The 22,279-nt window shown below is 71.0% G+C and carries 16 protein-coding genes and 1 tRNA gene; 2 read left to right on the forward strand and 15 right to left on the reverse strand.

Features of this window, described 5'->3' with window-relative positions; translation table 11 throughout:
* Positions 1 to 34: 34 nt before the first annotated feature.
* The 11 genes from prmC to ABZ135_RS17915 all read right to left on the reverse strand — a co-directional run bounded on the left by prmC (position 35) and on the right by ABZ135_RS17915 (position 13,084).
* Positions 35 to 880, reverse strand: coding sequence for a peptide chain release factor N(5)-glutamine methyltransferase (gene prmC / locus ABZ135_RS17865; RefSeq protein WP_356696707.1), 846 nt, complete (start codon positions 878 to 880; stop codon positions 35 to 37).
* Between the two features lie 108 nt (positions 881 to 988).
* Positions 989 to 2,065, reverse strand: a complete 1,077-nt coding sequence (prfA, locus tag ABZ135_RS17870; protein ID WP_356696709.1) for a peptide chain release factor 1 — start codon at positions 2,063 to 2,065, stop codon at positions 989 to 991.
* 97 nt (positions 2,066 to 2,162) lie between these two features.
* Complete coding sequence (gene rpmE / locus ABZ135_RS17875) at positions 2,163 to 2,387, reverse strand: 50S ribosomal protein L31 (protein ID WP_150231713.1); 225 nt, start codon at positions 2,385 to 2,387, stop codon at positions 2,163 to 2,165.
* 153 nt (positions 2,388 to 2,540) lie between these two features.
* Positions 2,541 to 3,638: an LCP family protein gene (locus tag ABZ135_RS17880; RefSeq protein WP_356696711.1), complete on the reverse strand. Its 1,098-nt coding sequence runs from the start codon at positions 3,636 to 3,638 to the stop codon at positions 2,541 to 2,543.
* 162 nt (positions 3,639 to 3,800) lie between these two features.
* Positions 3,801 to 5,849, reverse strand: a complete 2,049-nt coding sequence (gene rho / locus ABZ135_RS17885) for a transcription termination factor Rho (protein WP_356696713.1) — start codon at positions 5,847 to 5,849, stop codon at positions 3,801 to 3,803.
* A gap of 423 nt (positions 5,850 to 6,272) precedes the next feature.
* Positions 6,273 to 7,190: a homoserine kinase gene (gene thrB, locus ABZ135_RS17890; RefSeq protein ID WP_356696715.1), complete on the reverse strand. Its 918-nt coding sequence runs from the start codon at positions 7,188 to 7,190 to the stop codon at positions 6,273 to 6,275.
* 282 nt (positions 7,191 to 7,472) lie between these two features.
* On the reverse strand, positions 7,473 to 8,543 hold the full coding sequence (thrC, locus tag ABZ135_RS17895; protein ID WP_356696717.1) for a threonine synthase: 1,071 nt from the start codon (positions 8,541 to 8,543) through the stop codon (positions 7,473 to 7,475).
* A gap of 6 nt (positions 8,544 to 8,549) precedes the next feature.
* Positions 8,550 to 9,842 (reverse strand): homoserine dehydrogenase, encoded by a 1,293-nt coding sequence (locus tag ABZ135_RS17900; RefSeq protein WP_356696719.1) that lies wholly within the window; start codon positions 9,840 to 9,842, stop codon positions 8,550 to 8,552.
* A 171-nt stretch (positions 9,843 to 10,013) separates the two neighbouring features.
* Entirely contained in the window at positions 10,014 to 11,405 is a 1,392-nt protein-coding gene (gene lysA, locus ABZ135_RS17905) for a diaminopimelate decarboxylase (protein ID WP_356696721.1), read from the reverse strand.
* A gap of 12 nt (positions 11,406 to 11,417) precedes the next feature.
* Entirely contained in the window at positions 11,418 to 12,392 is a 975-nt protein-coding gene (gene nrtL, locus ABZ135_RS17910) for an ArgS-related anticodon-binding protein NrtL (protein WP_356696723.1), read from the reverse strand.
* A 137-nt stretch (positions 12,393 to 12,529) separates the two neighbouring features.
* A complete protein-coding gene (locus ABZ135_RS17915; protein ID WP_356696725.1) occupies positions 12,530 to 13,084 on the reverse strand; it encodes a response regulator in 555 nt (184 codons plus the stop codon).
* A gap of 158 nt (positions 13,085 to 13,242) precedes the next feature.
* Here ABZ135_RS17915 and ABZ135_RS17920 point away from each other — a divergent pair.
* Positions 13,243 to 13,314 (forward strand) — tRNA-Arg (locus ABZ135_RS17920).
* Positions 13,315 to 13,680: 366 nt separating this feature from the next.
* Here the strand turns inward: ABZ135_RS17920 and ABZ135_RS17925 are convergent.
* Positions 13,681 to 13,941, reverse strand: a complete 261-nt coding sequence (locus ABZ135_RS17925) for a hypothetical protein (RefSeq protein ID WP_356696727.1) — start codon at positions 13,939 to 13,941, stop codon at positions 13,681 to 13,683.
* A gap of 631 nt (positions 13,942 to 14,572) precedes the next feature.
* Between ABZ135_RS17925 and ABZ135_RS17930 the strand changes: the two genes are divergently transcribed.
* Complete coding sequence (locus tag ABZ135_RS17930) at positions 14,573 to 15,601, forward strand: DUF5954 family protein (RefSeq protein ID WP_356696729.1); 1,029 nt, start codon at positions 14,573 to 14,575, stop codon at positions 15,599 to 15,601.
* Positions 15,602 to 15,641: 40 nt separating this feature from the next.
* Here the strand turns inward: ABZ135_RS17930 and drmC are convergent, their stop codons facing one another.
* From drmC to drmA, 3 genes are read right to left on the reverse strand one after another with little or no spacing between them, the layout of a single operon-like run.
* A complete protein-coding gene (drmC, locus tag ABZ135_RS17935) occupies positions 15,642 to 16,403 on the reverse strand; it encodes a DISARM system phospholipase D-like protein DrmC (RefSeq protein ID WP_356696731.1) in 762 nt (253 codons plus the stop codon).
* A complete protein-coding gene (locus ABZ135_RS17940; protein ID WP_356696733.1) occupies positions 16,400 to 18,310 on the reverse strand; it encodes a DUF1998 domain-containing protein in 1,911 nt (636 codons plus the stop codon). Before ABZ135_RS17940 ends, drmC begins: the two co-directional genes overlap by 4 nt.
* Positions 18,307 to 22,164, reverse strand: coding sequence for a DISARM system helicase DrmA (gene drmA, locus ABZ135_RS17945; RefSeq protein ID WP_356696735.1), 3,858 nt, complete (start codon positions 22,162 to 22,164; stop codon positions 18,307 to 18,309). The genes ABZ135_RS17940 and drmA overlap by 4 nt, the downstream gene beginning before the upstream one ends.
* Positions 22,165 to 22,279 lie beyond the last annotated feature (115 nt).

A 22,279-nucleotide genomic window follows, 5' to 3' on the forward strand; every position in this document is an offset into this window, starting at 1 on the left:
TACTCGCCTGCCTCCTCGTACGCGTCGTGCCTGGTCATGGGGTCGCCTTGCGGGCGGTCGCGAAGCGCGGCCGGTTGTTGAGGTCCGGGTGGTCGGCGGCGTCCGTCCAGCCGGCCTCCTCGTTGAAGATCCACGGCACCTGGCCCCCCTGCGTGTCCGCGTGCTCGACGACGACGAGCCCGCCGGGCCGCAGCAGCCGGTGGGCGGTGCGCTCGATGCCCCGGATCGTGTCCAGGCCGTCCTCGCCGGAGAACAGGGCCATCTCCGGGTCGTGGTCGCGGGCCTCGGGCGCCACGTACTCCCACTCGGTGAGCGGGATGTACGGCGGGTTGGAGATCACCAGGTCGACCTGGCCGTCGAGCTCCGGCAGCGCGGTCAGGGCGTCGCCCTGGTGGACGGTGACGCGCGAGCCCTCGGCGTTCCTGCGGGTCCACACGAGCGCGTCGTCGGAGAGCTCCACGGCGTGCACGCGCGAGCGCGGCACCTCCTGCGCCATGGCGAGCGCGATGGCGCCGGATCCGGTGCACAGGTCGACGATGAGCGGCTCGACGACGTCCATGGCCCGTACGGCGTCTATGGCCCAGCCGACGACCGACTCGGTCTCGGGGCGCGGCACGAAGACGCCGGGACCGACCTGGAGCTCCAGGTAGCGGAAGAACGCCCGGCCGGTGATGTGCTGGAGCGGCTCGCGCGCCTCGCGGCGGGCGATGGCCTCCCAGTAGCGGGCGTCGAAGTCCGCGTCCTTGACGTTGTGCAGCTCCCCCCGCTTGACGCCGTGCACGAACGCGGCGAGCTCCTCGGCGTCGAAACGCGGTGAGGGAACGCCGGCGTCGGCCAGCCGCTGGGTGGCCTGGGCCACCTCGGCAAGCAGCAGGTTCACGCTGGTCCTCCGTGGTGCGGGGTGCGGGGTGGGGCTTGGGGCGGCGGCCCGGCGCGGCGGGCGGGCCGCGCCGGGGCCGACGGACGGGGCCGGCCGGACGGGCTCGCCCTACGCGCCGGCCAGCTTGGCCGCCGCGTCGGCGTCGACGCATGCCTGGATGACCGCGTCGAGCTCGCCGTCGAGCACCTGGTCCAGGTTGTACGCCTTGAAGCCGACGCGGTGGTCCGAGATGCGGTTCTCCGGGTAGTTGTACGTCCGGATCTTCTCGGAGCGGTCGACGGTGCGGACCTGGCTGCGGCGGGCGTCGGCGGCCTCGGCCTCGGCCTTCTCCTGCGCGGCGGCGAGCAGCCGGGAGCGCAGGATGCGCATGGCCTGCTCCTTGTTCTGGAGCTGGCTCTTCTCGTTCTGGCAGGAGGCGACGATGCCGGTCGGCAGGTGGGTGATGCGGACGGCGGAGTCGGTCGTGTTGACGGACTGGCCGCCGGGGCCGGACGAGCGGTAGACGTCGATGCGCAGGTCGTTGGCGTGGATCTCGACCTCGACCTCCTCGGCCTCCGGCGTGACGAGCACGCCGGCCGCGGAGGTGTGGATGCGGCCCTGCGACTCGGTGGCGGGCACGCGCTGCACGCGGTGCACGCCGCCCTCGTACTTCAGTCGCGCCCAGACGCCCTGGCCGGGCTCGGTGGCCCCGTTGCCGCCCTTGGTCTTGACGGCGACCTGGACGTCCTTGTAGCCGCCGAGCTCGGACTCGGTGGCGTCGATGATCTCGGTCTTCCAGCCGACGCGCTCGGCGTAGCGGAGATACATCCGCAGCAGGTCGCCGGCGAAGAGGGCGGACTCGTCGCCGCCGGCGCCGGCCTTGATCTCCAGGATGACGTCCTTGTCGTCGCTGGGGTCGCGCGGGACGAGCAGCAGCCGCAGCTTGTCGGTCAGCTCCTCGCGCTGCTTCTCCAGCTCCTTCACCTCGGCGGCGAAGTCCGGGTCGTCGTGCGCCAGCTCGCGGGCGGTCTCGATGTCGTCACCGGTCTGCTTCCAGGAGCGGTAGGTGGCGACGATCGGGGTCAGCTCGGCGTACCGCTTGTTCAGCTTGCGCGCGTTGGCCTGGTCGGCGTGAACCGAAGGATCGGCGAGCTTCTTCTCGAGGTCGGCGTGTTCGCCGACCAGTTCCTCGACCGCCTCGAACATCGGGGGCTCCTGGTGTTTCGTAAGTTGCTACGGGACGGCAAAGCGCCGGTCCCGGCCGCCCCGCGCAGGGGCAGCCGAAGACCGGCGCAGTGGCTCGCTACTTCTGGGCGGAGCCGGCAGCCTTGCCGAAGCGGGCCTCGAAGCGGGCCACGCGGCCACCGGTGTCGAGGATCTTCTGCTTGCCCGTGTAGAACGGGTGGCACTCGGAGCAGACCTCGGCACGGATGGTGCCCTCGGTCAGGGTGCTACGGGTGGTGAACGACGCGCCGCAGGTGCAGCTCACCTGGGTCTCGACGTACTCGGGGTGGATCTCGCGCTTCAAGGTGTCTCCTAGTTTCGGGAGGGCTCCGGGTCGCCCGTGCGGGATGCACCTGCGTGAACCGGGGCCGACGTACCAGTCTGCCAGGACCGGCCGCATCTCCCAAAACCGGGGTCGGGCCGGAACTATTCCTGACCGCTGTCAGGCGGTCCGGGGCTACCGGACGACGCCGTCGGCCTTGCCGGTGGCCGCGTCCTTGGTGGCCGTCGCCGGGATCGGCTTGTCGGCCTTGAGGGCCTTCCAGACCTGCCGGCCCTGGGCCTGGAGGGGCACGACCCGGTTGGGGTCGAGGGGGTCGTACTCGACCGGCAGCGTGATCATGTGGACGTCGTCGGCGCCGAGTGCGGACAGGCCCTTGGCGAAGCCCATGAGCTCCTTGACGCCGTCCAGCTCGGAGTCGGGCGTGATGGCCTTGGTGGCGGTGTCGGCGAGGTCGAGCAGGGTCTTGGGGTTCGAGAGGACGCCGACGCTCTTCACCTGGTCGATGAAGGCCCTCATGAATGCCTGCTGGAGCTGGATGCGGCCGAGGTCGCTGCCGTCGCCGACGCCCTTGCGGGTGCGGACCAGGCCGAGGGCCTGCTCGCCGTCGAGGGTGTGGGTGCCCGGGGCGAGGTCGAGGTGGCTCTTGGAGTCCTCGATGGCCCGGGTGGTGGTGATGCGGACGCCGCCGAGCTCGTCGACGAGCTTGGTGAAGCCGGTGAAGTCGACCTCGATGTAGTGGTCCATGCGGATGCCGGACATGGCCTCGACGGTCTTCACGGCGCAGGCGGGGCCGCCGACCTCGTACGCCGTGTTGAACATGGCCCGGTGCGCGGCGGGCACGGTGGCGCCCTTGCCGTCGGTGCACCGCGGGCGTTCGACGAGGGTGTCGCGCGGTATGGAGACCACGGATGCCTTCTTGTGGCCCTCGTGGACGTGGACCACCATCGCGGTGTCGGAGCGGGCGGTGCCCTCGTCCCTGCCGTAGGCGCCGTTGGCGCCGGAGCGGGAGTCGGAGCCGAGGACGAGGATGTCCATGGAGCCGTTGTCGGTGTCCGCGGGGCGGTCCTTGCCGAGCTGGCCGTTGATGTCGACGCCCTGGAGGTTGCCGTCGAGGCGGTGGTAGACGTAGCCGAGTGCGGAGCCTCCGGCGAGGACGAGCACGGCGGCGCCCCAGGCGGTGACGGTCGCCGCGCGGCGGCCCCTGGCGGGCGCCTTGCGCCGGCGGCCGGGGCCGGGACCGGCTATGCGGCCGCTCTTGTTCTGCTCGCTCATCGTCTTCCCCTCGGGCCTGTGGTTCACCTTGTGTGACGGCGAACCACCCGAAAGGGTTGCATATGAGCCTGTGAGGTTTCGGTGAGCAACGACTCATAAAAAGACCGCGCCCACCGTGCGGACACGGTGGGCGCGGGGTGCTCCTACGCGGCGACGTCGACGTCAGTCGTTGTTGGCGCCGGGCGTCGTCTTCTGGATCTGGAGCAGGAACTCGGCGTTCGACTTCGTCTGCTTCATCTTGTCGAGGAGCAGCTCGATCGCCTGCTGCTGGTCGAGCGCGTGCAGCACACGGCGCAGCTTCCAGGTGATGGAGAGCTCGTCGCTGCCGAGCAGGATCTCCTCCTTGCGCGTACCCGAGGCGTCGACGTCGACGGCCGGGAAGATGCGCTTGTCGGCGAGCTTCCGGTCGAGCTTGAGCTCCATGTTGCCGGTGCCCTTGAACTCCTCGAAGATCACCTCGTCCATGCGCGAGCCGGTGTCGACCAGCGCGGTGGCCAGGATGGTCAGCGAGCCGCCGTCCTCGATGTTGCGCGCGGCACCGAAGAAGCGCTTCGGCGGGTAGAGCGCGGTCGAGTCGACACCACCGGACAGGATGCGGCCGGAGGCGGGCGCCGCGAGGTTGTACGCGCGGCCCAGACGGGTGATGGAGTCGAGCAGGACGACCACGTCGTGACCCAGCTCCACGAGGCGCTTGGCGCGCTCGATGGCCAGCTCGGCGACGGTGGTGTGGTCCTCGGCCGGGCGGTCGAAGGTCGAGGAGATGACCTCGCCCTTGACCGACCGCTGCATGTCGGTGACCTCTTCCGGACGCTCGTCGACCAGGACGACCATCAGGTGGCACTCGGGGTTGTTGTGGGTGATCGCGTTGGCGATCGCCTGCATGATCATGGTCTTGCCGGTCTTCGGCGGGGCCACGATCAGACCGCGCTGGCCCTTGCCGATCGGCGACACGAGGTCGATGATCCGCGTGGTCAGCACGCCCGGGTCGGTCTCCAGACGGAGCCGGTCCTGCGGGTAGAGCGGGGTGAGCTTGTTGAACTCGGGGCGGCCGCGGCCGGACTCCGGCGCCATGCCGTTGACCGAGTCGAGGCGCACCAGCGCGTTGAACTTCTCGCGGCGCTCGCCGTCCTTCGGCTGGCGCACGGCACCGGTGACGTGGTCGCCCTTGCGCAGGCCGCTCTTGCGGACCTGGGCGAGGGAGACGTACACGTCGTTCGGGCCGGGCAGGTAGCCGGAGGTCCGGATGAACGCGTAGTTGTCGAGGATGTCGAGGATGCCCGCGACCGGGATCAGGACGTCGTCCTCGGAGACCTGCGGCTCGCCGGCGGCGAAGTCGTCACGGCCGCGACGGCCACGGCGGTCGCGGTAGCGCCCGCGCCGGCCGCGACGGCCGCCCGCCTCGTCGTCGTAGTCGTCCTGCGGACCGGCCTGCTGGCCCTGCGGCTGACCCTGACCCTGGCCCTGGCCCTGGCGCTCCTTGCGCTGGCCGCCCTGGCCACCGCCCTGCTGGTCGTCGCCCTTGCCGCGGTCGCGCTGGCGGTCCCGGCGGTCGCGGCGCTCGCCGCGGTCACCGCGCTCGCCCCGCTCACCGCGGTCGCGACGGCCACGGCCCTCGGCGGTGTCGGCGGCGGCCTCGGCCCTGGCGTCGGCCTGCGTGTCGGTCCTGGTCTCGGTACGGGTCTCGGGGCGGGCCTCGGTCTTGACGACCGTGGCGGCCTCGGCCTTGGCCTCGCCCTCCGGCGAACCGGCGGGGGCGGTGGCGCGACGGCGGCGGCGCTCGCCGGCCGGGGCGTCGTCGGAGGCCGGCTGACCCGGGATCTCGATCTGCTGCTGGGCGACCGGCTCGGCCTTCTCGGCCTTCTCGGCCTTCGGCGCTGCCTCGGCGGCGGTCTCGCCCGTACGGGCCTTGGAGGTGGCGCGACGCTTCGGCTTGGTCTCGGCGGCGTCGGCCGACGGGGCGGGCGCGGCGGATCCTCCGCCGGCCTGCGCCTCCTTGATGACCTCGATCAGTTGGCTCTTGCGCATGCGCGCGGTGCCCCTGATGCCGAGGCCGGACGCGACCTGCTGCAGCTCGGCCAGGACCATGCCCTCGAGGCCGGTGCCGGAGCGGCGGCGCCGTGCGGTGGTGCCAGTGGCAGCACCTGCGGCGGGCGCGGCGGTGTCGACGCTGTTGTCGGCAGTCACGCCCATCAGATCGGTGGTGTCGCTCACGAAGGGTCCTTCCCTGGAGCGGACGTCGGCCATCTGGCTCGGCGACCGGTTGTGCTGTCCGGCAGCGGTCCTGTCTTTGGTGGACCGTGTCGGGGCGGTGGTCCCGCCGGGTACGGCGGAAGAGAGAAAACGTGCTGTGGGTCCGGCCCGAGCGCCCCCTGCTCGGCCCTCACCTGGAGAGGAGCGAGGGGTGTCGTGCCGGTTCCGGAGCGTGCTCGAAACTGCTCAGGCAGGCTGCTCAGGCAGTGGAGGAGGCTCCCGGAAGAATGGGTGGTCCCTGATGGGGACACTCAGCACCGCGCCACAAAGACGTCGGGTGCAGACTTGAGGTTAACACTACCGGCTCCAACAAACATTCCCCCTCTCCGTCACCGGCAATCTCGTGTCCGCGCGGTCCCTGCCCGGGGACCGCGCGGCCGCCCGTCAGGGCGCGAGCGGCAGCACGCTCGCGCCGGGGCCGTCGAGGTCGAGCCGGTTCGCGGCCCACCCCTCGCCCGCGAGCAGTGCGACCTTGTCGGCGGTCGCGTGGTCCGCCAGCGCGAGGACCGTGGGGCCCGCGCCGGAGATGACCGCGGGCACTCCGTCCGCCCGCAGCCGGTTCACAAGAGCGATGCTCTCGGGCATCGCGGGCGCCCGGTACTCCTGGTGCAGCCGGTCCTCGGTGGCCGCGAGCAGCAGCTCGGGGCGGCGGGTCAGGGCCTCGACGAGGAGGGCGGCGCGGCCGGCGTTGGCGGCGGCGTCCACGTGCGGGACGGTGCGCGGGAGCAGTCCGCGGGCGGTCTCGGTGAGCACGGGCTTTCCGGGGACGAAAACCACCGGAACGATGGAATCCGAGGGGTCCATCCTGATCGCCCGGGCGGCGCCGCCCTCGGTCCAGGCGAGCGTGAAGCCGCCGAGCAGACAGGCGGCGACGTTGTCGGGGTGGCCCTCGATCTCGGTGGCCAGCTCGAGCAGGGCCGTCTCGTCGAGCCGGGCGTCGCCGCCTATGGTCACGGCGCGGGCGGCGACGATGCCGGCGCAGATGGCGGCGGAGGAGGAGCCGAGGCCGCGGCCGTGCGGGATGCGGTTGGCGCAGACGACCTCGAGGCCGCGCGGCTGCCCGCCGAGCAGGTCGAAGGCCGTGCGCATCGAGCGGACGAGCAGGTGGCTCTCGTCGCGCGGCAGGGTGTCGGCGCCCTCTCCGGCGATGTCGATGTGCAGCCCGGAGTCGGCGACCCGGACGACGACGTCGTCGTAGAGCCCCAGCGACAGGCCGAAGGCGTCGAAGCCCGGGCCGAGGTTGGCGCTGGTGGCGGGAACGCGCACCCGTACGGCGGCGGCGCGGAACGCGGGACCGGCCATCGCTCGATGACTCTCCTTGACTTGCGGGGATTCTGCGGAGGGACAGGGGACGTACGCGGGAACCCGGGGGCCGGTCGCGCCTGTGGCGCGACAACGGCAACACCACCGCGCATATGCGACGGGGTGGGTTCGGTACAGCCTATCGAAGGAAGGTTCTGCGGCGACATAGGGCGCACAGGAGGCGCACGATGCGTGTCGCGCGCCAACCTGTGCGCCTATGTCGGTTCCTGATCGGGTATGACACCAGGTCAGAAAGCGACGAACGGCTACTTCAGGCCATTCTCAGGCGAGGCCGAGGCGCTCGGCGGCAGCGGCGGCGTCGACCGGGACGGTGACCGGCTGCGGGGCGCCGGCGACGGCCCAGTCGGGGTCCTTGAGGCCGTTGCCGGTGACCGTGCAGACGATGGTCTGGCCCGGGTCGACCTTGCCCTGCGCGGCGGCCTTCAGCAGACCCGCCACGGACGCGGCCGAGGCCGGCTCGACGAAGACGCCCTCCTGAGCGGCCAACAGGCGGTACGCCTGCAGGATCTCACGGTCCGTCACCTCGTCGATGAAGCCGCCCGACTCGTCGCGCGCGGCGAGCGCGTACTGCCAGGAGGCCGGGTTGCCGATCCGGATCGCGGTGGCGATGGTCGACGGGTCCTTGACCACCTCGCCGCGCACGAGCGGCGCGGAGCCGGATGCCTGGAAGCCCCACATGCGCGGCTTCCTCGAGGAGACGCCGTCCGCGGCGTACTCGCCGTACCCCTTCCAGTACGCCGTGATGTTGCCGGCGTTGCCGACCGGCAGGACGTGGATGTCGGGGGCGTCGCCGAGCATGTCGACGATCTCGAACGCGGCGGTCTTCTGGCCCTCGATGCGGACCGGGTTGACCGAATTGACCAGCGCCACCGGGTAGTTCTCGGAGAGGCCGCGGGCCAGGGTGAGGCAGTCGTCGAAGTTGCCGTCGACCTGGAGGATCTTCGCGCCGTGCACGAGGGCCTGGCCCATCTTGCCGAGGGCGATCTTGCCCTGCGGCACGAGGACGGCGGAGACCATCCCGGCGCGCACCGCGTAGGCGGCGGCGGAGGCGGAGGTGTTGCCGGTGGAGGCGCAGATGACGGCCTGCGCGCCCTCCTCCTTGGCCTTGGAGATGGCCATGGTCATGCCCCGGTCCTTGAAGGAGCCGGTGGGGTTGGCGCCCTCGACCTTGAGGTGCACCTCGCAGCCCGTGCGCTCGGAGAGGACCTGGGCGGGGACGAGCGGCGTGCCGCCCTCGCGGAGCGTGACGACCGGCGTCGTATCGGTGACCGGAAGGCGGTCCCGGTACTCCTCGATGATGCCGCGCCACTGGTGGGTGCCCTGGTAGGTCATGGGTCCTTACTCCCCTTCAACACGCATGATGCTGGCGACACCGCGCACGGTGTCGAGCTTGCGCAGCGCTTCGACGGTCCCGGAGAGGGCGGCGTCGGGCGCGCGGTGGGTGACGACGACGAGGGATGCCTCGCCGTCCTTGCCCGTCTGACGGACGGTGTCGATCGACACGCCGTGCTCGGCGAAGACCGTCGCGACCTGGGCGAGGACGCCCGGCTTGTCGGCCACGTCGAGGCTGATGTGGTACCGCGTGACGACCTCGCCCATGGGGCTCACGGGCAGTCGGGTGTACGCGGACTCGCCGGGGCCCGTCGCCTCGTTGAGACGGTTGCGGCAGACGGCGACGAGGTCGCCGAGTACGGCGGACGCGGTCGGCGAGCCGCCGGCGCCCGGTCCGTAGAACATGAGCCGCCCGGCCGCCTCGGCCTCGACGAAGACGGCGTTGTACGCCGCGCGGACGGAGGCGAGCGGGTGGCTGAGCGGGATCATCGCGGGGTGCACGCGCGCGGTGACGGACTCGCCGTCGGCGGCCCGCTCGCAGATCGCGAGCAGCTTGATGGTGCAGCCCATCTGCTTGGCGGAGGCGAAGTCGGCCGCGGTGACCTCGGTCATGCCCTCGCGGTAGACGTCGTCGAGACGCACGCGCGTGTGGAAGGCGATCCCGGCCAGGATGGCGGCCTTGGCGGCGGCGTCGAAGCCCTCGACGTCGGCGGTCGGGTCGGCCTCCGCGTATCCGAGGGCGGTGGCCTCGTCCAGGGCCTCGCTGTAGCCCGCCCCGGAGGTGTCCATCTTGTCGAGGATGAAGTTCGTCGTGCCGTTGACGATGCCCATCACCCGGTTGATCTTGTCGCCGGCGAGGGACTCGCGCAGCGGCCGGATGAGCGGGATGGCGCCCGCGACCGCGGCCTCGTAGTAGAGGTCCTGGCCGTGCTGCTCGGCGGCGGCGTAGAGGGTCGCGCCGTCCTGGGCGAGCAGCGCCTTGTTGGCGGAGACGACGGAGGCGCCGTGCTCGAAGGCGGTGGTGATGAGGGTGCGGGCCGGCTCGATGCCGCCGATGACCTCGACGACGACGTCGATGTCCCCGCGTTTGACGAGGGCGGTGGCGTCGGTGGTGATCAGCTCGGCGGGGACTCCCCCGCGGACCTTGTCGGGCCGGCGGACGGCCACGCCGGCGAGCTCGACCGGGGCGCCGATGCGCGCGGCGAGGTCGTCGGCGTGCGTCGTCATGATGCGCGCCACCTCTGAGCCGACCACTCCACAGCCCAGCAGCGCCACCTTCAGCGGACGCGTACGCATCATCCGACCTCGTTTCTCATGACCTTCTGATCCGTATCTCTACGGTCGTTTCCTTACGGTGGAACCAGTCTCACTCACCGGACGGCCGTTTCCGGCCTCAGTCCGGATGATGAGACATGAATTCCATTACTCGACTATTCCGGCGGGGGGCTCTCCCCCCGCCGGACTATTTCGTCATCCGACGTCCAGACGCAGGAGATCCTCCTCCGTCTCGCGTCGCACGATGACCCGCGCCTCGCCGTCCCGGACGGCGACGACCGGCGGCCGCAGCGCGTGGTTGTAGTTGCTGGCCATGGAGCGGCAGTACGCCCCGGTGGCCGGCACCGCGATCAGGTCGCCCGGCGCCACGTCGGCGGGCAGGAAGGCGTCCCGTACGACGATGTCACCGCTCTCGCAGTGCTTGCCGACCACCCGCGAGAGCATCGGTTCGGCGTCGCTGGTCCGGGAGACCAGGGCGACGCTGTACTCGGCGTCGTACAGGGCGGTACGGATATTGTCCGACATTCCGCCGTCGACCGAGACGTACGTCCGCAGCCCCTCCAGCGGCTTGACCGTGCCCACCTCGTAGAGCGTGAAGGCGGTCGGGCCGACGATGGCGCGCCCGGGCTCGACGGAGATGCGCGGCGTGCGCAGCCCGGCGGCCTCGCACTCCCGCGTCACGATCTCGGTCAGCGCCTTGGCGATGTGGTGCGGCTCGCGCGGATCGTCCTCGGAGGTGTACGCGATGCCGAGACCGCCGCCGAGGTCGATCTCGGGCAGCTCGACGCCGTGCTCGTCGCGGACCTCGGCGAGCAGTTGGACGACGCGCCGCGCGGACACCTCGAAGCCGGCCATGTCGAAGATCTGCGAACCGATGTGGGAGTGGATCCCGATGAGCTCGAGCCCGTCGAGGGAGAGCGCCCGGCGGACGGCCTCCGCGGCCTGCCCGCCGGCCAGGGCGATGCCGAACTTCTGGTCCTCGTGCGCGGTGGCGATGAACTCGTGCGTGTGCGCCTCGACGCCGACGGTGACGCGGATCTGTACGCGCTGCCGCTTGCCGAGGGACTGGGCGATGTGGGCGACGCGGACGATCTCCTGGAAGGAGTCGAGCACGATCCGCCCGACTCCGGCGCTCACGGCCTTGTGGATCTCCTCCGTGGACTTGTTGTTCCCGTGGAAGGCGATCCGCTCGGCCGGCATGCCGGCGGACAGGGCGGTGGTGAGCTCGCCCCCGGAGCAGACGTCGAGGTTGAGCCCCTCCTCCGTGAGCCAGCGCACGACGGCGCGGGAGAGGAACGCCTTGCCGGCGTAGAACACGTCCGCGTCCTGGCCGAAGGCGTCGGCCCAGGCGCGGCAGCGGGTGCGGAAGTCGTCCTCGTCGAGGAAATAGGCGGGCGTCCCGAACTCCTCGGCGAGCTCGGTGACGCTCAGGCCGCCGACGGTGACCTGCCCCTGTTCGTTGCGCCGTACGGTCCGCGACCACACCTTGGGGTCGAGGCGGTTGAGGTCGGCCGGCGGCGCGGTGTAGTGCCCCTCGGGCAGGACGTCGGCGTGGCGGGGCCCGGCGGGGTGTGCGGAACGGCTCATGGTCTGCGTCTTTCAGATCTGGTCGGGTGCGCTGATGCCGAGCAGGGAGAGGCCACCGGCGAGCACCGTCCCGGCGGCTTCGGCGAGCGCGAGCCGGGAACGGTGGGCGGCCGAGGGTTTCTCGTCGCCGAGGGGCAGAACGGTGTGCTGGAACGCGAGGAGCGCGTCGGCGACGGCCTCGAGATGCCGTGCGACCCGGTCGGGGGCGCGGTGGCGGGCGGCGGAGAGGAGGACGGCGGGGTGATCCCCGAGGAGGGTGAGCAGCCGGGATTCGTCGACGGGGTGGTCGGGGTGGTCGTACGCGGGGCCGAAGCCCAACTGGCCGGCGTTACGGCTCAGGGTCGTGGCCCGGGCGTGGGCGTAGCGCACGCGGAAGAGGGGGTTGCGCTCGTGCTGGACGAGGAGGGGCGCGCCGGGCAGGGCCTGGTCGTGGGCGGCGGGCCGGAGGAGGGCCCAGCGGGCGGCGTCGGTGCCGAGGGCGAGGGGCTCGTAGGCGCCGGGCAGGACGTGAATCGGCTCCCCGTCCTCTGCCGTCCCGGCGTCGGCGCCTTGTGCGTGCAGCAGCCGGACGACGGTGTCGGTGAGGAGGGCGGCGCGGGGTTCGGTGGCGGTACGGAACCGGACGCGGGTGCCGGCGAGGGCGTCGGAGTGCCCGTAGGACGGTCCCGCGGCGCGGATCCGGCGGATGAGCTCGCCGTCGGCGTCGCGTTCCAGGGTGAAGTTGAGGAAGCCGGGTCCGGTGATGTCGACCCGGGCGATCCCGGGCCGGTCGTCGAGCCGCTCCTTGAGGACGGCGGCGACATCACGCGCATCGATCCCGGCGGGCCGCGCGAGCCCGAGGGCGACGCTGCTGGCGTAGTCACCGACCCCACCGGCCCGCGGCCGCTCGACCTTCACCCGCGCGGGCACGTCCACCCGCAACGCACCCTCGTCGACCGCACGGCGCACGGCCTGCAGCACGGTGAGGGAGAGGTCCGCGGGGGTCACGGGACCAGCCTAGGCGAGGAGGGGGGTCGGAACGCGAACCGGTTTCGGCATGTGGGCGGTGGGGGTGGGAGAGAGGGAGGGAGGGGCGGGAAGCCGTCCCGCTACGGGATTCCCCCTAGTGGCCGGTGCACGGACCTCTACCCTTGGCGCTCCGGGCGGCTCCCTGCCGCCTCCTCCGCGACGGGCACTGCGGGAGGCGACACTGCGGGAGGCACTCCGGGCGACGGCACTGCGGGCGGCGGCACTGCGGGCGGCTCCTCACCGGCCTCCTGCCCGGCGTCACCCCCGCCGCCGTGATCCCCGTGATCCCCCCGCCGCTCCCGGTGCATGAGCTGCCGCACGACCCGCACGAGCTCGGTCGGCTCGAAGGGCTTGGCAAGGAACGCGTCGATCCCGTGCGCTCCCCCGCCGTCCGCCGCGTACTCGGTGCAGGCGCTGATGATCGCCACGGGCAGATGACTCGTCCGCGGGTCCTCCCGCAACCGGGCGGCGGTCTTCAGCCCGTCCAGCCGGGGCATGACGACATCGAGGGTGACGACATCAGGACGCACCTCATGTACGACATCCAGACACTCGGCACCATCGGCCGCGGTCACCACCTCGAACCCCTCGAGCTCGAGATTGACCCTGATCAACTGGCGGATCACCCGGTTGTCATCCACAACCAACACCCGCCCGGACACCCCTGACACACGTCGAGAGTAGGTCGCGAGGAGGGACCGCGTCCGGCTTTTGCCCACTTCTGACCCGTGCGAGGGAACGCCCCTCCCGTCACGCGACGGAAATACCTGTTCACAGGCACCCTCCGGGAGCTGGTAGTGTTCTACCCGTCGCCGCCGAACGCGGCAACGCCCCCGTAGCTCAGGGGATAGAGCAACGGCCTCCGGAGCCGTGTGCGCAGGTTCGAATCCTGCCGGGGGCACTTCGCAGGAAGTGCCAAAAGACCCCGTGATCAGCGGAAACGCTGAGGACGGGGTCTTGTCGTATGCGCAGCCGTATGTCGAGGCCCGCAGACGAGGCGTGGACGGGAGGGGTGCCGTCGGCGTACGTACCGGCATGCCGGCGCCGAACCGTCAGCACGCGCACGTCACCGGCGACATGATCGGTGTCGCACCGGCGGCTGCGTGCACCGCCGCGTCCGCCGTGCGGGCCGTCCCCGCATGGAATCGGCACCGACTGCCGACAGGAGGGACGACCTGGCTACCGTCCGAGGTGAGTTACAGCACATCGGGCGTCGACGATGGTGCGCGGTAGGCCACCCAACCCGGGACGGAGGCGGGCTTGCGTATCAGCGTAGAGGCTTCTTGCGCAGCTTCGGGAGGGGTTTGGCGGGACCGAACTGCCAGTCGAGACGGCTGCCAGGATTCTTCTCGATCTTCAGCATGACCGAATGGGACGCGGAGAACTTGAGAACCAGCCCCGCGCGGAACCTTCCATCGGCTTGTCTTTCCCAGACAAGGTCACTATTCGCCCTGACCCACTCCGCGGCGTCCACAAACCGGGAGAGCAAGGGGGGCGGCTCGGCGTCTTTCTTCTGCTCCTCGTCCATCGGCTCTTTCTCCCCCACTTCCGAAGACCCGCGCCCCGAGGTTCGTACGACGCTCGGCCTCCAGCTCACGCTTAGGTCTCGGCCGCGCTCGCACTCTAGGGCACGGCGGACCGGCCTCGCCGACGATTCGGCAGTTTCGCTCCACCATGGACTTGTCCACCGAGCCGACGGGTTCACTGCTGCCCTCCCGGTCGGCGAGCAGGAGCCTGATAGCGAGCCTCGCCGGCCCCGGCCGACAAAACGAGCGACATAGGCGTCAGCCTCCAGGCGGATAGGCGTGGCCGTCCCGTCGCCCGGATGTGCAACGGGCTAGCTGGCTGCTGATCGAAACGCCGCCCCGTCAACGAACGCAGGCCGCTTGCCCGCGACGTTCCCGCCGCCTGACCGCGTCGCTATCGTCCTCGAGGAGATCGACGGTCAGGTGCACGGGCCCGGCGTCTGGCGGCATGCACCGCCATCAGGCGCCGCACACCCTTTGCACTTCGGTACCCGGAAGCGGCCCAGGCGTCCTAGGTGGCGGCGGCTCAGCCACCACTCCTCCTCACGGTGCTCCCTGCGGCCGAATCCCACAAAGTGAGGAGTTGGGCTGACAGGGAAGACAGCGACGCCCCGAGCTCCTCACAATGTGCACATGGACGATGACTGGAGGCAACGACTCGACGCGATGCGGCGAGAGCTGGAGCTCGGGGGTGACCCGGTCGCATGGGTGAGTGAGACCGATGCGGCCGAGGCTTGGTTGCGGTACCCGTCGCTGGCCGTCCGGGGGGCGCTCTTCGGGGTGTGCGTGCAGCAGCGGGACGCGGGTGGAGGCCGGGAGGGGGCGTGGCGGATGGTGGTTCCGCTACAGGACGGGATGCCCCAGGGGGCGAGGGACAGCCTGAACTCTCTGCTGTGGTTCAGGGCCAAGGACGACACCGACGATCCCGCTGTGCGACGGGAGTTGCTCGCGGCCGTTTCCCTCCTCGAGCGGGAGCCCGTCGACGAGGTGGAGGTGCTCGACGAGCGCTACCGCGTGGTGCGGGGCGACGAGCTGGCGCGGTCCGGCCCTGACGGGCTCGAACCGCCGCGCCCGACCGATGTGGAACCGTTCGACCGGTCCTGGGAAAAACGTCGTGCCTCCGACCCGCCCGATGTCGGATTCGTGCTGGATCCGCTGCGGGAGACGAGCGTGGTGTCGGAGGCCCTACGGCTAAGCCTGCGGTCCTTCGACTACGCGGGAAACCGCTATCCCGCCGACGTACGCGAGGACTCGCGGCGGGCGGTCACGCGGCATCCGGACGTCGCCCTGCTCCCCACCACGTTCGGGATCGTCGAACAGCGCGGTGCGACGTGGCGGCCGCAGGGTTCGCTCCTTCCGTCCCCCCACGACGCCCGGCTGTTCCTCTACCAGTCACTGATCGAACTCTGGCCGCTGATGTACAAGTTCGACGAGGTGAAGCGGGAGCGGTACGCGCGGGCCGCCGAGAGGTTCCGCGCGGCCGGGCGGGCCGACGAGCTGGAGGTCGACGGACGCCGGTTCCGGATCTGCCGCATCGAGCGCATGGTCCGCTTCGGCCCGGACGGCCCCGAGCCGCCCCGGCCTTCGGACATCGACGAGTACGAGCCCATGAAGATGCACCCGACGATGGACGAGCACGGGGTCGTGCACTTCGACGCCTGACTCGTCTCGGCAACGGCTGCGAGGGCGTGCCTGTGACGGTTCACCGGTAGCGCTGGAGGATCCCCTGGCGCTGGAGCTCCTGGATGTGCTCGGCGGCCCGGGTGGGCGCCGAGCCACCCGTCACGAGCACTCCGGCCTCGATATTGCGATCCACTCCCGACTGCGTGAAATTGGCGCTGGTCGTCAGCAGCACACGTCGGTCGGCCACCGCCAATTTGGCGTGTGTCTTGGCCCCCCGCTCCGTCCTGTTGGCGAGGGGCCAATGCCAGATCCGGAGTCCGGGCACGCCGGAGAACGCCGACGCGGGTTCGACCTCGGCAAGGGCGCTCCCCGCGCCTTGTAGCGTCTCGACGACGACGTCGATCACGACGCCGCGGGCAGCAGCCTCCTGCAGGGCTGCGGCCAACGGGGCATAACGCCTGGCGGAGTAGGTCATCATGATCAGCTCGGACCGGGACTCCGTGACGAGCCGCAGCAGGATGCGTGAGGTCGATCGGACGGGTACGCGATGGGAGGATGGCCCGCTCCACACGAGGGCGACATCCTGTTCGCCGGCCCTGATCCCGTATCCGGAGGCGAGGCCCTGAAGATAGGCGGCGGCCGCGGACGCGGAGACGGAGTGGGCGGCGACGGCGTCGAGGACCGGAGCGACGAAACCCGCGAAGCCCGGGGACGTCCGGGTTGTCAGCAGTTCGGCGCGGGAGCGGCCGAGGGACAGCCCGTCCGCCAGTGCCCGCAGTGCGTCGGGCCCTATCGACCGCAATGCCTGTGCGGCGGCCTTCTCCAGAACCGGCGAGGTCACTTGAGGCCCTGAAGGAGAACGAGGTCCGGGTCGCCGACGGGGACGACGAACCGTCTGTCCAGGAAGCGGTTGCCCCTTTCGCACGTCGTCTCGGAGACAAAGAGGCAGACATGGCAGGCCGCACCGTGCAGGAAGTCCTCGTGCGGGGGCCGTGGCAGCCGGTCCGCGCACAGGGGATCGGAGGAGCAACGCTCTGCGTCCCTGAGCGCGCGTTGGACGATCTGCGCGAGCCTCTCCGGTTCGGCGAGCGACACCAGGCCGCCCAGTGTCCCCTCTGCGTCCGGGACGGCGGTGTAGATGAGGATGCCGGTACGCCGGTCGTCGTCGCGCCCTGCGTAGATCCGTTCGGACAGACTCGCCGAGGAATAGCCGCACTCCAGTGAAATCGCGCGGATCAGCAGGTGCGAGAGGGTGTGCAAGGCGATGTATCGGGCTCCGGGCCAGCCGCGCAGCGGGTCGTCGGCCTCCTGCACCCGGCCCGAGTACCGGTTTCGACGGAATTCGACGTAGGCGTCCCGATGCGCGGCAATCGCAGCGGATCCGGCGACGCGCTGTTCCCAGTCCTCGACCAGGGGGTCCGAGACGCGGAGGAAGATGCCCTCGCCGCGGACTTCGCTCGCCGGCACCCAGGTGGGAACGGCGCTGCGGGACAACGGAGCCAGCTCGACCAGGTGGGGATCCTCTGGATCGGGCGCGTCGAGCCGGGTGAAGCCGATCAGAGCGCGGACCTCCCTGAGCCGCTCGGCCTGGACGATATGGGAGAAGACCCCGCTCAGGGCGGGTGGGACCGCGACGTCCCGGAGGGCGAAGTCCTCCGTCGGGTCGGGGAGCGTCGGGCTGGTGAAGATCTCCCACTCCGGGGTGAGCAGGTCGGGATACGAGAGGGGCTGCGTGGCCGGCGCGTCCTGTACGCCGCCTCGGTGTGCCTCGATCGCCTCCCAGACCTCGGCCTGGCTCCACTGGTGCAGGGGGCGGAACTGCTGGAGGCCCCAGAAGGCGTTCAGGATCTCGGGAGACGTAGCGGCCTGCAGCTCCGCCCATAGCTGTTCGATCTTCCCCTGGAGCGCGCTTCCGCTGGTGGGCGGGACGGCCAGCACGCTGAGGGTCTGGGCGAACCACTGGTTGGAAGCGCCGATGACCAGCGGCTTGGGCGCGCGGCGGCATCCGCCGGGGGCGAAGGTCGCCAGATGCGGGTGTCGCCCGCGACAGCGCGGCAGGGTGGACTCCCCGCGCTGTCCCATCGCATCGCGGATGTTCCGCTCCATGTCGCAGTTCACGCAGCGGACCTTGACGTTGGCTGCCTGGTTGCCACCGTGGTCGAGCATTTCGAGGCGGGGGTGGCTTGCCTTGTCGCACTCGGCTCCCCGGTGGACGAACCACGCGTACGGGAAGTCGTCCAGGTGGCCGTCGGAGCAGGTCAGGATGAAACGTGCGGCAACGGCCAGCGGACGCTTCCCCTTGCGCTTGGCCGTGCAGTTGTCGTGGAAGAAGCGGGCCTGATCGGGCTGGCGCGGCCTCGTGTTCTCGAACTTGAAGATCTTCGAGTCGAGCCCGCCCAGCGCGTTGCACGCGGTGCAGCGCAGCCACTGTGGGAAGGGCAGCACCGGCACGCCGACCCTGGCAGCCGGGCCGTTCGGATCGGAGTCGGTGCCGTCCATCCAGGGAGCTGGCCTCAACTGGGTGACCTGCGCTCCATGCTGGGTGCCCAGGAGGCCGTTGACCGCCCGGAGCAGGCGGGGCTCCTTCAGATCGGTCCAGTCGACGGCGTCGTAGTTCCAGTCGTCGATCCCGCGTACGAGCACCGCGAAGTTGGGCAGATCGACGAGCGCGCCGACTCCGGCGGTGAACATCAGGTGGCTGGGCCGCACGGTGCCGACTCGCCGGCGGTACTGGGGCTTCTCGGTCATGCCTGCGCCTTCTCTCCGTGTCCGGCCCCGCCGGCCCTGGCGCCCAGGACGGCGCCCGTCTCGTCCCCTTCGGGCGCTTCCTCGTTCGGGGCGTCGTCCCCGGCCGAGGCGTCGGTGTGGTGCCACGCCGGAGCTCCGCCGACCACGTCGAACAGGCCGTTGCCCGGCAGCAGCAGATTGATCTCGTTCTCCGTCTCGCGCATGGACTGGGCGACCGTGAGCTCGTCCCAGCCGGCCCCAGTGGCCCGGTTCAGCAGACCGCTGAGCTGCTGACCCTGCCATTTGGCCTCTTCGTAGCCGAGGCGGGCACTGCCTTCCTTCTTGCGGGCCCAGGCGTCCTTGAGGAATTCGATCCGCTCGGCGAGGTAGCCGCGGGCGCGCGGGCCGCCGACGACCTCTGCCCGGGACAGGAAGCGCTCGGTGACGCTCTGCGCCGCCGGGCCGTCGAGGTCCACGTCGTAGGCGTCCTGATTGCGCGAGTGGGAGACGGTCGCGTTGCGTACGGCGGCGATCCAGGCCGCAGCCGTCGTACGGTCCAGGGAGCGGCGCGCGAAGGGCGTGACGGACAGGGCTTCGACCTGCCGGTAGAAGGTGGCGTGGTAGTGGCCGAAGTTCTCGAAGTGGGCCAGGTCCCGGGGCCGGGTCCAGTTGTAGAGCGTGACGACGAGACCGGGCCGCCCGGGGTCACGGCCGACCCGGGAGGAAGCCTGGATGTACTCGGCGGTGTTCTTGGGCTGACCGACCACCAGCATCAGGCCGAATCGGGAGACGTCCACGCCCACCTGGAGCATGGAGGTGGCGAGCACCGCGTCCACGGCGCCCGACGCCTCGTTGCGCAGCCCGAGTTTGGCGACATCGAGTCGCTGCTTGTGCTGGCCCGCGGCCTTCAGCTCCTCGATGACGGCCTGCCGGCGGATCGTGGTGTCCATCTCCTCGTCGAACCCGAGGTCGAGCCGGGCCAGGACGTCGGTGATCTCACCCGAGGAGACGCGGGAGGTGAGCTCCTGCACGGACAGCATGTCCGTGCGGCGGAGCAGCCGGTTCGACAGGCCCTTGCGGGTGCCGTGGACGCGGACGCGGGTCGCGATGTCGTCGTCCAGGAAACGTCGCATGCCCGCGAGCTCGCGGGTGGCGTTGAAGTAGCCGACGAGCGTCATGTACGGGTCGGCGGGTGCGCCGTGCCGGTCGAAGAGGGTCTGTCCGGCCAGGAGAAGGATCTCGGCCACCCTGATCTCCGCCTGCTTCATCCTCACGCCATGGGCGCAGATGCCGAGGTAGCGACGGCCCGGTGCCTCCTCCGACAGCTCCACCTGCTGGGAGAAGAAGGTGTCTCCGACGTCGATGACCTGAGGCGGGAAGATCGCGGCCTTACGGGCGAAGACACCCATGATCTGCTCCGCCGCCCGCTTCGTCGTGGCCGTCGACGCGACGATCTTGGGGCCCACGAGCCTGGGTGAGCCGTCGGCACCCGGCGCTCGCCACGTGCACAGTTCGTCGACAGCGGCCTCGAAGAGCCCGACGGTCGTGCCCAGGGCGCCCGAGATCAGGTGGAGTTCGTCCTGGATGATCAGGTCCGGAGGGCGCAGCCGGGTCACCGCCCGGCTCTTGACCGCCTCCAGTTTGTCCTTGGCCAGGTGCTTCTCCCCGCACTTGGTTCGTCCGTCGAGATCGGCGTGCCGGTATCCGTGCCGGGGACAGAGGTCGGTGACCCGGCCGAAGAGCATGCCGGCCTGGCCGCGCCAGGGGAGCTGGGCGAGCTTGTCGACGGTGGCGATCAGCAGGCTGGGCGCCAGGCGGTAGATCTCCTCGTCGACGGTGAGGATGGGCAGTCCTTCGCGGGGCGAGCGGCGCTGTGAGAACGGGCAGGCGTTCTTGCCCTCCCCGTTGGGGCAGTAGAGGAGGATCCGGCGGAGGTCGTCGTGGGGGTGGAGGTCGCGCTGCGCGCTCAGCGCCGTACCGCACCAGGGGCAGACGAGGGTCTGGAGGACCTTGGCGCCCCGCCCGGCCCCGGCGTCCTTGGCCTCGGCGATCTGCTGGGCCGCCTCCTCGTACCGGTTGGGGGAGACCGCGCCGCCCACCCACAGGCCGATACGGAAGGGGGTGTCGCCCCAGCGGTAGTCTCCGCCGTCGTACGCCTCACGGCGCAGCACCTCCGCCGCGCAGACGAGGGCCGCCGCCCGCTGGAACTGCTGCGCGGTGAGCAGACGCAGGGTGTACCGCATGAGGACGGCCACGCCCGCCTCGCCGCTCCGGGCGTCCTCGCCCGTGCCGATGGTGCCCTGGAGCCGGCGGATGGCGAAGGTGAAGGCCGCGAGCCCCAGATATGCCTCGGTCTTTCCGCCGCCGGTCGGGAAGAACAGCAGGTCCACCGTGGCATCGGGGCCGGCTTGCCGGTCCGGTGCGGCGGGGTTGGCGAGCGCCCGCAGGTTGAGCAGGACGAACGCCAGCTGGAAGGGGCGCCAGGAAGCGCCTTCGGCTCCCTTCGCGTAGATCTTCTCGCGGGCCGCCTCGAAGCCGATCCCCTCGCGCTCGCGCAGTGCGGCGATGGCTGTGTGCCGCCGCTGCAGGGCCATGGCACGGTTGGCGAAGCGGAAGGCTTCCAGGACGTCGGGGCGGTCGGCGTGCGAGAGGAGGTCCACGCCGAGCGTGATGCGGACGACCGCGTCCCGTGCCTGTCCCACCGCCCGCAGGGCGCTGTCCCGCAGATGTCCGGGCAGGGCCTCGGCCTGGGCCTCGCGCTCGTCGAGCCAGGCGCTGTAGCCGTCCGCGAGTGGTGCGAGCGCCTCTCGCAGTGCGGCGGGCGGCAGCTGCGCCAGTTCGTCCATGGAGAGTTCGAGACCGGCCAGGTGCGGTGCCTGCTCGCCCGAGGGAGCGACCGTGGCCGGTACGTCATGGGTCGGGAGCCAGGTCGTGGTGAGCTCGTGGGCTCGGCGAACGCCCTTCTCGATCCCCACCTTCACGGCGACGTTACGGCCGGCCGCGTGCTTGAGCTCGTTCCGGTAGAGCAGGGTGAGATGCTGCTCCTCCGGGTCGTCCAGGGCCCACGCGCCCTCGGCTTCCGTGGCCTCGTCGAGCGGATCGGAGATGGGGAGGAAGACGGCCGCGGATCCGTCGGGAGCGGTGACCCGCAGTTCGGTCTGGAACAGCCAGGCGGTGTCCTTCGCCTGGGAGGGCTCCTCCTGGGCGTTGACGAGGGACAGCTCCACGACACGCGTGGGGCCGGCAGGCCCGGAACGGTGGCGCACTTCGGCGACCAGACGCACACCGGGGGCCTCCGGCCCGTCCGCCGTGAGGGGCAGGACCTGGCGGGCGGGCCCGTCGAGCCGGACCTCGCGGATCTTCTCCACCTGTTCCCGGGTCCAGGTGGAGCGGGGGACGCCCTCGTCGTTCAGTACCTGCGAGCGGTGGTACCGGCCCCAACGGGCCCTGACCGCAACGGCGTCCAATCCTTCGTCCGCCGGCACGGCGAACATCAGCCCCATCGAGGAGGCCCACATACGGCCGGCGTTCTGGGTGGTCAGACGCTCGGGGAGGCCCTGGTCCGTGCCGTCCCCCTCGCCGTCGGAGTCGTCGAGTGTCTGCACGTCGGCGCCCGTGGCCGAGGAGGACAACGCCCGCTTGGGGCCGATCAGGCCCACCAGATAGCGGTCCCGTGGGCCGGCCGCGCGGTGGTCGAACTCCTCGTCGTCCCCGTCCCACGGCCCGAGGAGGTCACGGCTGATGAGCGCGCCCAGGTTGTCCCTGATCGCGTAGGACGAGGCGGGTGTGAAGGACTGCGACACCTCGTGGACCCGCTGGAGCAGATCCTGCTCCAGCGTCCCCGGCGTCGGGCCGGCGTGCTTCGTGGACGGCATCCGCGGTCTACCCTCTTTCGTCCTTCGTGCGGGGCCGGCGCGGGCCCATGACGCGAGCGACCTGACGAGCAGGTCGGCGCCGAGCCGCGGACGATGGTCGTACGAAGGGATGACC

Source organism: Streptomyces sp. NPDC006339 (assembly GCF_040612775.1).
Classification (GTDB): domain Bacteria; phylum Actinomycetota; class Actinomycetes; order Streptomycetales; family Streptomycetaceae; genus Streptomyces.

Coding starts and splice junctions, on each gene's coding strand:
- prfA (WP_356696709.1), bottom strand. CDS start 2,065: ATGTTCGAGGCGGTCGAGGAACTGGTCGGCGAACACGCCGACCTCGAG.
- ABZ135_RS17880 (WP_356696711.1), bottom strand. CDS start 3,638: ATGAGCGAGCAGAACAAGAGCGGCCGCATAGCCGGTCCCGGCCCCGGC.
- thrB (WP_356696715.1), bottom strand. CDS start 7,190: ATGGCCGGTCCCGCGTTCCGCGCCGCCGCCGTACGGGTGCGCGTTCCC.
- thrC (WP_356696717.1), bottom strand. CDS start 8,543: ATGACCTACCAGGGCACCCACCAGTGGCGCGGCATCATCGAGGAGTAC.
- ABZ135_RS17900 (WP_356696719.1), bottom strand. CDS start 9,842: ATGATGCGTACGCGTCCGCTGAAGGTGGCGCTGCTGGGCTGTGGAGTG.
- lysA (WP_356696721.1), bottom strand. CDS start 11,405: ATGAGCCGTTCCGCACACCCCGCCGGGCCCCGCCACGCCGACGTCCTG.
- ABZ135_RS17925 (WP_356696727.1), bottom strand. CDS start 13,941: ATGGACGAGGAGCAGAAGAAAGACGCCGAGCCGCCCCCCTTGCTCTCC.
- ABZ135_RS17930 (WP_356696729.1), top strand. CDS start 14,573: ATGGACGATGACTGGAGGCAACGACTCGACGCGATGCGGCGAGAGCTG.
- ABZ135_RS17940 (WP_356696733.1), bottom strand. CDS start 18,310: ATGACCGAGAAGCCCCAGTACCGCCGGCGAGTCGGCACCGTGCGGCCC.
- drmA (WP_356696735.1), bottom strand. CDS start 22,164: ATGCCGTCCACGAAGCACGCCGGCCCGACGCCGGGGACGCTGGAGCAG.